This window comes from Agrobacterium sp. 22-214-1, from assembly GCF_053522465.1.
This window is the reverse complement of the sequence record NZ_JBNWCK010000001.1, coordinates 1,856,945-1,869,429: the sequence shown is the minus strand read 5'-3', so window position 1 is coordinate 1,869,429 and position 12,485 is coordinate 1,856,945. Positions and strand designations below refer to the sequence as shown.

General features: G+C 60.2%; 5 protein-coding genes. 3 read left to right on the top strand and 2 right to left on the bottom strand.

What is annotated here, in order from left to right:
* Positions 1–2,004, bottom strand: coding sequence for a cytochrome o ubiquinol oxidase subunit I (gene cyoB, locus ACQZ5G_RS09400; protein WP_003524365.1), 2,004 nt, complete (start codon positions 2,002–2,004; stop codon positions 1–3).
* 76 nt (positions 2,005–2,080) lie between these two features.
* On the bottom strand, positions 2,081–3,211 hold the full coding sequence (gene cyoA / locus ACQZ5G_RS09395) for a ubiquinol oxidase subunit II (RefSeq protein ID WP_448737110.1): 1,131 nt from the start codon (positions 3,209–3,211) through the stop codon (positions 2,081–2,083).
* A 249-nt stretch (positions 3,212–3,460) separates the two neighbouring features.
* Here cyoA and ACQZ5G_RS09390 point away from each other — a divergent pair, with 249 nt between their 5' ends.
* From ACQZ5G_RS09390 to ACQZ5G_RS09380, 3 genes are all read left to right on the top strand, one after another.
* The gene (locus tag ACQZ5G_RS09390) at positions 3,461–4,789 is read left to right on the top strand and encodes an MFS transporter (protein ID WP_448737111.1); all 1,329 of its coding nucleotides are present in this window, start codon (positions 3,461–3,463) and stop codon (positions 4,787–4,789) included.
* A 406-nt stretch (positions 4,790–5,195) separates the two neighbouring features.
* Positions 5,196–10,697, top strand: a complete 5,502-nt coding sequence (locus tag ACQZ5G_RS09385; protein WP_448737112.1) for a glutamate synthase-related protein — start codon at positions 5,196–5,198, stop codon at positions 10,695–10,697.
* Positions 10,694–12,463: a sulfite reductase subunit alpha gene (locus ACQZ5G_RS09380; RefSeq protein WP_448737113.1), complete on the top strand. Its 1,770-nt coding sequence runs from the start codon at positions 10,694–10,696 to the stop codon at positions 12,461–12,463. Before ACQZ5G_RS09385 ends, ACQZ5G_RS09380 begins: the two co-directional genes overlap by 4 nt.
* The last annotated feature ends 22 nt before the right edge of the window (positions 12,464–12,485 follow it).

Genomic DNA, 12,485 nt, shown 5'->3' with positions numbered 1-12,485 from the left:
TTACGCCTGTTCCGCGAGCAGCTTGGTACGTTCCGCTTCGACCGTCGAAACGTCGGAAGCCGGAATGTAATAATCGCGATTGTAGTTGAAGGTATGGGCGATGGAGACCGCGATGATGGCGAGCATCGACAGAGCCGCAAGCCACCAGATGTGCCATACCAGGGCGAAGCCGAGAACCACGCTGATGGCGCTGATGATGACGCCGGCGCCGGTGTTCTTCGGCATATGGATCGGGATGAAGCCTTCCTTGGGACGGTTGTAACCGCGCTTCTTCATATCCGCCCAGGCGTCGACATCGTGGATGACGGGCGTGAAGGCGAAGTTGTAAGCGGGCGGCGGCGAAGACGTCGACCATTCCAGCGTACGGCCGTTATAGGGGTCGCCGGTCACGTCACGCAGCTTGTCGCGCTTCAGGAAGCTGACGATGAGCTGGATGACGAAGGAGGCGATGCCGAGCGCGATCAGGAAGGCGCCGAAAGCGGCGATCACGAACCAGATCTGGAGGGAATTATCCTCGAACTGGCTGATACGGCGGGTGATGCCCATCAGGCCGAGGATATAGAGCGGCATGAAGGCGAAATAGAAGCCGATGAACCAGAACCAGAAGGACAGCTTGCCCCAGAACGGATCGAGCCGGTATCCGAAGGCCTTCGGGAACCAGTAGACGATACCCGCAAGCACACCGAACACGACGCCACCGATGATGGTGTTGTGGAAGTGGGCGATGAGGAACAGCGAGTTGTGCAGCACGAAGTCCGCCGGCGGAACGGCGAGGAGAACGCCGGTCATGCCGCCGATGACGAAGGTGATCATGAAGCCGATGGTCCAGAGCATCGGAACGTCGAACTTGATGCGGCCCTTATACATGGTGAAGAGCCAGTTGAAGATCTTCGCACCCGTCGGGATCGAGATGATCATCGTGGTGATGCCGAAGAAAGCGTTGACGCTTGCGCCGGAACCCATGGTGAAGAAGTGGTGCAGCCACACGATATAGGCAAGGATGGTGATGACGCCGGTGGCGTAGACCATCGAGGCATAACCGAAAAGGCGCTTGTTGGAGAAGGTCGAGACGATTTCCGAGAAGACGCCGAAGGCCGGCAGCACCAGGATGTAGACTTCGGGATGGCCCCAGATCCAGATGAGGTTGACGTACATCATCGGGTTGCCGCCGAGATCGTTGGTGAAGAAGTTGGTGCCAACGTAACGGTCGAGGGTGAGAAGCGCGAGCGTGCCGGTCAGGATCGGGAACGAAGCCACGATCAGGATGTTCGAACACAGCGATGTCCAGACGAAGATCGGCAGGCGCATCATGGTCATGCCAGGCGCGCGCATCTTGATGATCGTCACGATCAGGTTGATGCCCGATAGCGTCGTTCCCACACCGGCGATCTGCAGACCCCAGATATAATAATCGACCCCGACGCCCGGGCTTCCATCGATGCCGGAGAGCGGCGGATAGGCCAGCCAGCCGGTCTGCGCATATTCACCGATGAACAGCGAGATCATGGTGATGACGGCGCCGGCCGTGGTCATCCAGAAGGAGAAGTTGTTGAGGAAGGGGAACGAAACGTCGCGGGCGCCGATCTGCAGCGGCACGACGAAGTTCATCAGACCCGTGATCATCGGCATGGCCATGAAGAAGATCATGATGACGCCGTGGGCCGTGAAGATCTGGTCGTAATGGTGCGGCGGAAGGTAACCTTCCGATCCGCCCGACGCGATCGCCTGCTGGACGCGCATCATGATGGCATCGGCGAAACCACGCAGCAGCATGACCAGAGCCAGAATGATGTACATGATACCGATCTTCTTGTGATCGATGCTCGTGAACCATTCATTCCAGAGATAGCCCCAGAGGCGGAAATAGGTGAGGGCGCCGACGACGGCGATACCGCCCAGAGCCACGGCCGCGAAGGTCGCGACGAGAATGGGCTCGTGAAGCGGGATGGACTCCCATGTCAGCTTCCCGAACAGGAACGACGTTTGATCGGAATTGACGATCATTTTTAGCCTCTTGCGATTCTAAGACATAAGATCGGCGCAGCCATTGGCCGCGCCGCATAATGCCGGGACGTATCCGTCAGCCAGCGACTTGTTTCGTTTCCGGCAGCGCCGCAGGCTCGAAAGTCTGTCCTTCGAGCGCAGTCGGAGTGGATTGAGGACCGCTGGCGACGCCAAAGGGCGCAAGCGGCGTGCAGACGACGGAGTTCAGCGCCTTGGCGATATCGATGCCTTCCTTGCCGCCGCCGCCATTGGCGTCGATATGCATCATGTCGCGCATGCAGAGCTTGTTGGGCTCGACGCAGCGGTTGAGAATGGCGCTGTAGAGTTCGGGATCGACCGAAGCGAAATATTGTACCGGCTCGCGCTCGGAAGGCTTGGCGAATTCCAGATATTCCTGACGGCCGAAGCCCTTGCCGCCCTCTTTCGCCTTGGCAACCCACTGGTCGAAGCCCTGCTGGCTGAGGCCATGGAACTTGAAGCGCATGTGGGAGAAGCCGGGGCCGGAGAAGTTGGCCGAGAAGCCGTCATAAACGCCTTCCTTGTTGATGACCGCGTGCAGCTTGGTCTGCATGCCGCCCATGGCGTAGATCTGGCCGGCGAGCGCGGGCACGAAGAAGGAGTTCATTGCCGTCGTGCCGGTGATCTTGAAATTGATCGGAACATCGACCGGAGCGGCGAATTCATTGACGCTGCCAATGCCGAGTTCGGGATAGAAGAACAGCCACTTCCAGTCCATGGCCACCACTTCCACCGTGATCGGTTTGACATCGGCGGTCACCTGACGGTTCTCGTCGATACGCTCCAGCGGACGATAGGGGTCGAGACGGTGAGTGGAAATCCAGGTCACCGTGCCGAGCATCAGGATGATGGCGACCGGAGCCGACCAGATCACCATTTCAAGGCGCGTGGAGTGGTGCCATTCGGGATCGTAATCCTCGGCCTTTGCCGATTCCCGATACTTCCATGCGAAGAAAATCGTCAGGACGATGACGGGGACGATGATCAGCAGCATCAAGACCGTGGACGTGATGATAAGATCGCGCTGCTGGATGGCGACGTCGCCCGAAGGGTTCATCACCACGAGGTTACAGCCGCTGAGCAGCAGCAGAGCCGGGATTGCCAGAAGGGCGGATAGGATTTTTTTGATCGTGCGCACGTTCTTTGAACTCGTACAGTTTGGATTATGCCGCGAATAATTGCCGAACATCATTTTTCAAATGAGGTATATTGTCGCGGTGCAGCGAAACCTTCGCGATGCACCATGTCTCGGGCAGAGCTGCGTTTAAGGACGGAGCGCGTGCATTATCGCATGGTCAGCTGACTGGGCAACCCTTTATTGCCAAACTTCAATTGACGTTACGTAGGGTGCGTGTGACAATCCGCCGCATCGTAACGCAACGGAAGAGGAGCCGGCGCGTTACAGGAAATGGTTCGTCCATGACGCAGGAGGGATATTATGAGTTATACGAATGCTGCTCCATCCTTTGGGCAGGCGCCGGAGGCGAACGGAAATGGGGTCGGTCCCGTCAAGGTCGATCCGGATCGCATCACGATTGCGGTCATTCTTGCGAGAATGACGGAATTCTTTGACTTTTTCATCTATGCCATCGCCTCCGCGCTCGTTTTCCCCCACGTCTTCTTTTCTTTCGTCGACCCGCTGACGGCGACGCTCTATTCCTTCGCGGTTTTCTCACTGGCCTTTATCGCAAGGCCGATCGGCTCGCTGATCTTCCTCCAGATCGACCGCAAATTCGGGCGCGCCGTGAAGCTGATGGCCGCTCTCTTCACGCTCTGTGGTTCCACCATGGCGATCAGCTTTCTTCCGTCCTATGCGGAAGCGGGCATGCTTGCCCCCTGTCTTCTGGCGGTATTCCGCATCGGCCAGGGCCTTGGGCTTGGCGGCGCATGGGACGGTCTGGTGTCGCTGCTCGCCATGAATGCACCGCAGAAACAGCGCGGCTGGTACGCCATGATGCCGCAGATCGGTGCGGCCATGGGCTTCGGTCTCGCCAGCGCCTTTTTCATCGTCTTCGTCACACAGCTTTCCAATGCGGAATTCCTCGCCTGGGGCTGGCGTTTCCCCTTCTTCGTGGCGCTGGCGCTGAATGTTCTCGCGCTCTTTGCCCGCCTGCGCATGATCGTGACGCCGGAATTCCAGGCCATGCTGGAACAGCACGAGCTGGAACCGCGCCCCATGTTCAAGATGCTGCGCTCGCAGTTTCCGGTGGTCCTCACGGGAGCGTTCGTGCCGCTGGCAAGCTTTGCGCTCTTCCATCTGGTCACCGTCTTCCCGCTGAGCTGGGTTTCGCTCAACACCAGCCAGCGTGTCTCGGACTTCCTCTTCGTGCAATTCGTCAGCGCCATCATCGCCGGCGGAATGATCGTGGTCTCCGGTATTCTGGCCGACAGGATAGGCCGGCGGAAGCTTCTTGCCATCGCGGCGGTGCTGATCGGTCTTTTCAGTCTGGTTGCACCGGTTCTTCTTGGTTCCGGTGATATTGGCCGTTATCTCTTTGTGCTGATCGGCTTTTCGCTGCTTGGCCTTTCCTTCGGTCAGGCGGGTGGCGCGCTTGCTTCCCGCTTCAGCCGTGAGTACCGCTATACCGGCGCGTCGCTCACGTCGGATATTTCCTGGCTGATCGGCGCCGGTTTCGCACCGCTCGTCGCGCTCGGATTTTCGTCCAAATTCGGCCTTTTCGCGGTCGGCATTTACCTGATGTCGGGTGCGATCTGCACGCTGATTGCCCTGTGGTTCAGCCGCACGCTGGACATGCCTTCGGAGTGATCCGGGCAATTTAAAAATCTCTGCAGCCATCGCGCCGCGGAATCCTGTCGGATTTCGCGGCGTTTTTGTTTTTTTATTGCGTCGGGTCGATTTTAATCTTGACTTGGTCGATCATGAAATATTATGTAAGCAATACTGACATAATTCAGTGTATCTCACTGCCGGAAAGCCGGCCTTCAGGGAACGCGATGCGAACGACGACGATCATTATTTGCGAAAAAGCGGCCATCGCCGCCAAGCCGTTTGACGGCCGCAAAGCGACCGTTCGCGCCATTAAACGCCGATAAGCAAAAGAATGAGGAGCAGCCAGGTCGCCTGCGGCTCCGCCCGCAGAGTGCCGGCTGACGCGCCGGGTTTCGGGAAAGAGGGCGATGCCGCGCGAAATGCGCAACGAGAGGAGAGTGCCTTGAGTGTGACGGAGCAAAAATTCGGCCTTTACGATGCGGCTTTTGAAAAAAGCAGCTGTGGCGTCGGTTTCATCACCCGCAAGGACGGCGTGCAGACGCATGATGTGCTGAAGCGCGGCCACGAGGCTCTCTGTGCCGTGCCGCATCGCGGCGGCATGTCGGCGGAAGGTGTCGGCGATGGTGCCGGCGTGTCGCTGGATTTGTCGCTCTCCTTCTTTCGGGAATTGACGGGTGAGGACGGCTTGCAGGCCGGTCGGTTCGGCGTCGGCAATTTTTTTCTGCCGCAAAATCCGGCTTTCCACGGCGAGGCGGTCGGTATCATCGCAAACGCCCTTAAAGAGCAGGGCTTTGCAATCCTGCTCGCTCGCGATGTACCGGTGAATGATGCGGCCATCCGTCCCGCAGCTATCCCCTACCAGTTGCCGATCCGCCAATGGGTCTTTTCGGCTCCGGCCGAATGCGCAACCCTCGCCGAATTTGATTGGCGCATCCACAAGGCGCTGCTCGCCATCGAGGCGCTTGCCTATACGGTGCCGGAACTCGCCGGCTTTTATCCGCTGTCGCTTAGCGCCCGCACGCAGGTTCTGAAAGGCCGCCTGAACTCCCATGAGGTCATGCCCTATTTCTGCGACCTCACCGATCCGCGCCATGAAGTGCATACGATGTATTTCCACACGCGGTTCTCCACCAATACCGACCCGCATCCTTCCATGGCGCAGCCCTTCCGTCTGATGGCGCATAATGGCGAGCTCAACACCGACAAGAAGAACCGGCTGTCGGAAGCGGCCGTGGCGCTGGCAAAGAATGCCAGCATCATCCGCCCGAAGGGCCAGTCGGATAGCTGCCGTCTGGATCAGACCCTGCAGGCGCGGGTGATGGAAGACGGTCTCGACCTCGTCACCGCCGTGGTTTCGATGATGCCGCCGGCCTGGGAAAACGACGATACCCTGTCACCGGGCGTTAAGGCGATGCTGGAATATTTCTCGCTTTATGAGGAGAAGAATGACGGCCCGGCCGCGCTGATTTTCGGCGACGGCACCATCATCGGCGCGCGGCTCGATCGCCTCGGCCTGCGCCCGTTGCGCACCGTCGAGACGGAAGATTATCTCTGCGTCATGTCGGAGGCCGGGCAGATCGCCTTTCCGGCGGAAAGCGTCATCCGCCGCGGCCGCATCGAGGCGGGCGGCATGCTTTATTACGACCATGCAGAACGCCGCGCCTTTTCCACCGTCGAGGCGCTGGAGCTTCTCGCCTCACGCCGCGACTATTCATCTCTGCTGCGCGAAGCCCGTGTCATGCTGGAGGATCTGCCGGAAGTGCCGGCGGAAAAGCAGGGCTCGCCGCTGCGTTACAATGGCGATCTGGAACGCCACCAGCGCTACGTCGCCTATTCGCATAATCAGGAAAGCTTCAAGTTCCTGATGGACCCGATGCTGGCCTCCGGCGCTGAAAAGATTTCGGCGATGGGTTACGGCAATGCCATCAATGCGCTGTCCGATCAGGAAGGCGGCGTCGCGAAGTATTTTTCACAGCGTTTCGCGCAGGTCACCAATCCGCCGCTCGACAGTATTCGTGAGGCCGACGGCATGACGTTGCGTGTGGCCCTCGGTGCGAAGCCGAACAGCGGCGCGAAGAAGGCCCGCCAGATCGTCGTGCGCTCTCCGATCCTGACCCATCTCGATATGCTGCGTATTCGCGAACAGTCGGAGACGCCCCTTCGCCGTTTCGAAATGCTTTATTCGCCGGTCTTCGATGTTGCGGAGGCCAACGAAGCCGCGCTGCGACAGGCAATCGATGGTCTCTGCGATGAGGTTGTGGCTTTCGCGGCTGAGGAAGGCGGCATCGCCATCATCACCGACCGGCATGTCTCGGCAGGCCGCGCGGCTCTGCCGATGATCATGGTCGTTTCCGCCATCAATCAGCGGCTGATCGAGGAGGGTCTGCGGCTGCGCATTTCCCTGATCGTGGAAAGTGGCCAGTTTTCTTCCTCGCATCACATAGCAGCCGGCCTCGGCTTCGGCGCTTCTGCCGTCTATCCGCTCGGCGTGCAGTTTCGCGCCGAGGAGAAATTCGGTGCCGATGCCGACAAGGCCTTCAAGCGTTTTGCCAAGGCGGCGGAAAAGTCGCTGATGAAAACCATGGGCAAGGTCGGCCTGTGCACGGCGGAAAGCTATATCGGCGGCGAGTTCTTCGAACCGAACTTCCTCGATACCGACGATGCTGTATTGAAGCGCTATTTCCCCAACGTGAAGACCCCGGTTGGCGGCGTCGACTTCGCCGTCATCGCGCAGGCCGTGGCGGACTGGCACCGCAAGGCGCTGTCCGTGAAGGGCGAAAACGACATTCCGCTGCTCGGTCTCTTCAAGGAGCGTGCGGAAGGCGCCGGCCATTCCTATGGCACGACGGCGGTACGCGGTTTCGTGGACATGACGGAGGAGAAGATCGGTTTCGACAAGGGAACCGAAAACGAGGAGGCGTTGCGCCTGCTGCCGCTCAACCGGCTGGAAGATGCCTTCGGTCTCAACGATGCGGCCTATTATCACAACAGCTTCGACCGGCTGACCCCGGAGGCCATCGACAAATTCGAGGTAACGCCCGGCTATCGCGCCTTCGCCCGCATGATGGCCGAGGAAAGGGCGCGCCGCCCGGCCGCCCTGCGCGATGTTCTGGAATTGCCGGCCGACGTCACATTCGCCGGTTCCGCAGAAGAATTCCGCCGGGAAATGGGCCGTTTTTCCCGGCAGGGCAATAATAGCTTCATGGTGCGCGGATTGCGTTGCGAAGAGGCGGGAGACGGCGCTTTCCAGCTGCAATTGACCGGCCCGCAGGGTCATGAGCTTGCCCGGCTTGCCGCACTCGGCCAGTCGTTGCTCGACCGTTTCGGTGCGGATATTCCCGGCCACTGGCTGGAAGGCGGCGCGCTCATGGTTCAGGCGCAGGGTGAAGCATCCGCCTATCTCTCGCTTATCCGCACCGCACCGGAAAGCATTCCGCTCGATGCCGTTCAGAAGGCGAGCGAGATCACCAAGACCCTGGCATCGGGCGCCATGAGCCATGGCGCGCTGGTTGCCGCTGCCCATGAGGCGGTTGCCCATGGCACCAACATGGTCGGCGGTATGTCGAATTCGGGTGAAGGCGGCGAGCATATTTCCCGTTATGGGACCATCCGTGCCTCGCGCATCAAGCAGTTCGCTTCCGGCCGCTTCGGCGTCTGGGCCGGTTATCTTGCCGATCCGATGCTGGAAGAGATCGAGATCAAGATCGGCCAGGGCGCAAAGCCGGGCGAAGGTGGGCAGTTGCCGTCTCCGAAGGTGACGGTGGAAATCGCCGCCGCGCGTGGCGGCACGCCGGGCGTTGAACTTGTCTCGCCGCCGCCGCATCACGATACCTATTCGATCGAGGATCTGGCCCAGCTCATCCACGACGCCAAGGCGGCGCGTGTGCGCGTCATCGTCAAGCTGGTCTCGTCGGAAGGTATCGGCACGATCGCGGTCGGCGTCGCCAAGGCGGGGGCGGATGTCATCAATGTCGCCGGCAATACCGGCGGCACGGGGGCGGCGGCCGTCACCAGCCTCAAATATACTGGCCGCGCGGCGGAAATCGGTATCGCAGAAGTGCATCAGGCGCTTTGCGCCACCGGCCTGCGCGCCAAGGTGCTGCTGCGCTGCTCCGGCGCGCACCAGACGGCGAGCGATGTGGTGAAATCCGCACTTCTCGGCGGTGACAGTTTCGAATTCGGCACGACGGCGCTGATGATGCTGAAATGCGTCATGGCGAAGAACTGCAACATCAAGTGCCCGGCCGGTCTCACCACCAATCAGGAGGCCTTCAACGGCGATCCCCGCGCGCTGGCGCAATATCTCATGAACATCGCCCATGAAACGCGCGAGATTTTGGCCGGGCTTGGGGTTGCCTCGCTGCGGGAAGCGCGCGGCCGTTCCGATCTTCTTCACCTCCTCGATCATCCGGCGAGCGTCGGCCAGCTTGACCTCCGGGCAATGCTTGCCGTGGTCGAAGAGGTGAAGATCGACAGCCCCGTCTATATGGAAAAGGACTTTGCACTGGACGACGCCTTCATCGAACTCGTGCGCTCGGCCCTGGTCGACAGCCGGCGCGAGAATATCGAGCTTGGCGGCAATCGTTTCCTCAACAATTGCAACAAGAGCGTCGGCGGCCAGCTTGCCGTCGATATCGAGCGCATGCTGAACCATGAGCTTTCCGACGAAGAGGCGGATGCTCTGCCGGCCGTGAAGCGGGACAGCCGTGGCCGCCGGTTCCTGGAAGCGGGTTCGGTGCGCATCGATACCTCCGGTTCCGCCGGGCAGTCCTTCGGCGCCTTCTGTAATGACGGTATGGTCATGGTCCATACCGGCACCTGCAATGACGGAGTCGGCAAAAGCGCCTGCGGCGGCACCATCGTCGTGCGCTCCCCCGGCGGCGGCTCGGAAGAGGCGGGCGGCAATGTGCTGGTCGGCAATTTCGCGCTGTTCGGCGCCACCGGCGGCCGCACCTTCGTGGAAGGGCAGGCGGGCGACCGTTTCGCAGTGCGTAACTCCGGCGCCACCGCCGTCGTCGAAGGCGTGGGTGATTTCGCCTGCGAATACATGACCAACGGTGCGGTGCTGAACCTCGGCAGCTTCGGCAAGGGTTTCGGCAACGGCATGAGCGGCGGTTTCGTTTATCAGTATGATCCCTATGGCGATCTGCCGAAGAAAGTCAGCCACGATTCCATCCTGCTCGGCGCGATCACCGGTGAGGATGAACAGGCTGCAATTCATAATCAGGCCATCCACCAGCTTCTGACCTGGCATGTCGCAGAGACCGGCTCGGCCAAGGCGGCATGGCTTCTGGAAAACTGGGAAAGTGAACAGCACAACTTCGTTTACGGCATGCCACGCGCCCTGCTGCTTTATCAGGATAGCGATGAGATTCTGAAGGCGAAGCCCCGCAAGGAACTGCTGGAGGAACTGGCATCCGCGCTTGCCGCTCATCAACTGCGCAAGTTCAAGCTCGCTTATCGCGACCGCAAGGCCGTTTTGAACGGAACGGTGCCGGGTTATGGCGAGACGGATACCGAGGAAATGTATGCGCTGCTCAACAATTATACCGTGTTGAGCATGGCGCAGGCCATCGCCCTGCAGCGGCTGCCGATGACGTCGGGTCCTTCCGACCCGGCCATTGAAAAAGCCGTGCGCAATCTCATCCTCACGGAAGATTATGCGCTGATGCAGCGGTTGCTGAAATATGCCCGCGAGGCGCTTTCAGACCATAGCGATGAACAGCTTGCGGTGATGATCGCCGCCAAGCGTCTCGACGATTACAAGCAGGCGCTGGCGCGCAGGAACATCTGGTCGGTGGACAGCCCCGGCACCTATGGCTGGATCATTCAGCAGAACCGGAAAAACATCGAGAAGATCGGCCGTCTGCCGGGCTTCGAGGAGCTTTTCGCAGCCCGTGCCATTCCCGACCTCGCCACCGCATCCAGCCACAGGGCAGCATGATGAAGATACCTTATATTCCCGAAGACGCGCCCTTCAACGGTGATCAGCGCGCATGGCTTTCCGGTTTTCTGGCGGGGCTCCATTCCCGCGCCGCCATCGGCCTGGAGACATCGGTTGCCGCCGCTGCTCCCAGGGCGGCGGCCAGTGTACTGAATATTCTCTTCGGCACCCAGACCGGCAATGCGGAGGCGCTGGCGATGGATATTGCTGCCGCCGCCCGCGCGCAGGGCATGCAGCCGGTGGTGACGGCACTCGATGATGTCTCGATGGACAGTCTCGGTGCCATGAAGCGGGTCATCGTCGTCACCTCGACCTATGGCGAAGGTGAAATGCCTGATAATGCCCAGCTTTTCTGGGAAGCGCTCGCCGCGGACAGCGCGCCGCGTCTGGACGAGGTGAATTTTGCCGTCCTCGCCCTCGGCGATACCGGCTATGACGGCTTTTGCCAGGCGGGCAAGCTTATCGATACGCGGTTCGAACAACTCGGCGGCAAGCGCATGAAGACGCGTATCGATTGCGATATCGACTTCGAGGACGCCGCCGCCGCATGGATCGGCGAGACCCTGCCGCTCGCGCTTGCTGTCGATGGCGGCAGCGCGGCATCTGTCACCATGCCCGACATCGCCGAGCCGCCCGTACGGGCAAAACAGGGCTGGAGCCGCAAAAATCCCTATTCCGCTGAGGTAAGCGTCAATCGTCGTCTGTCCGGTCCCGGCTCGTCCAAGGAAATTCGTCACTACGAATTCGATCTCGGCGAAAGTGGCCTGGACTATGAGGCGGGTGATGCTCTTGGCGTCGTTCCCCTCAACGACCCGAAACTGGCCGGCGCGCTGCTGGAACACTTCGGAGCGGCTGCGGACAGCCAAATCGCCGGGCTGGATCGGCCGATCGGCGATGCGCTTCTCAACATGTTCGAGATATCGACGCCTTCGCGCGAACTCGTCGCCGAAATCGGCAAGAGGGCGGGGCATGACGAACTCAGCCACATTCTCGCAAACGGAGACAGGGAGCAACTGGCCGCCTTTCTCTGGAGCAAGGATATTCTCGACCTCATCAATCTCGGCGGAAAGCCGCTATTCGATGTTGCTGAATTCGTGACATTCCTGAAGCCGCTGCAACATCGCGCCTATTCCATCTCCTCCAGCCCGCTGGTTGCAAAAGACAGCGTGCATCTGACCATCGCCAGCGTGCGTTATCGCGCCGAGGGCCGTGAGCGTGGCGGCGTGTGCTCCACCTATCTCGCCGACCGCGTGGAGGCCGGGCAGAGTGCCGGGGTTTTCGTCTCGCCGAACAAGGCGTTTCGTGTGCCGCAGGACAATGATGCGCCTATGATCATGGTGGGACCGGGTACCGGCATCGCGCCCTTCCGGGCTTTTTTGCAGGAACGGCAAGCCCGAGGCGCAAAGGGCAAAAACTGGCTGTTTTTCGGCGATCAGCACCGGCAGTCGGATTTCATCTATGAAAACGAGCTTGGCGACATGAGCCGCGATGGTGTGTTGACCCGCCTCGACCTCGCTTTCTCGCGGGATCAGACGGAGAAAATCTATGTCCAGACCCGCATGCGGCAGAACGGCAAGGCGCTCTATCAATGGCTTGAAGAAGGCGGTTATTTCTACGTCTGCGGTGACGCGACCCGTATGGCGAAGGATGTCGATGATGCTCTGCACAACATCATCAGCGATGAGGCCGGCATCTCCGTCGAGGCGGCAAGCGAGTACGTGAACCGGCTGAAGCGCGAAAAACGCTATCTGCGCGACGTCTACTAACGATTGCCATGACGAGACCGTT

Bases quoted from the DNA above. Each gene is read 5' to 3' on its own strand.
- cyoB (WP_003524365.1), bottom strand. From the start codon at position 2,004: ATGATCGTCAATTCCGATCAAACGTCGTTCCTGTTCGGGAAGCTGACA.
- cyoA (WP_448737110.1), bottom strand. From the start codon at position 3,211: ATGTTCGGCAATTATTCGCGGCATAATCCAAACTGTACGAGTTCAAAG.
- ACQZ5G_RS09390 (WP_448737111.1), top strand. From the start codon at position 3,461: ATGAGTTATACGAATGCTGCTCCATCCTTTGGGCAGGCGCCGGAGGCG.
- ACQZ5G_RS09380 (WP_448737113.1), top strand. From the start codon at position 10,694: ATGATGAAGATACCTTATATTCCCGAAGACGCGCCCTTCAACGGTGAT.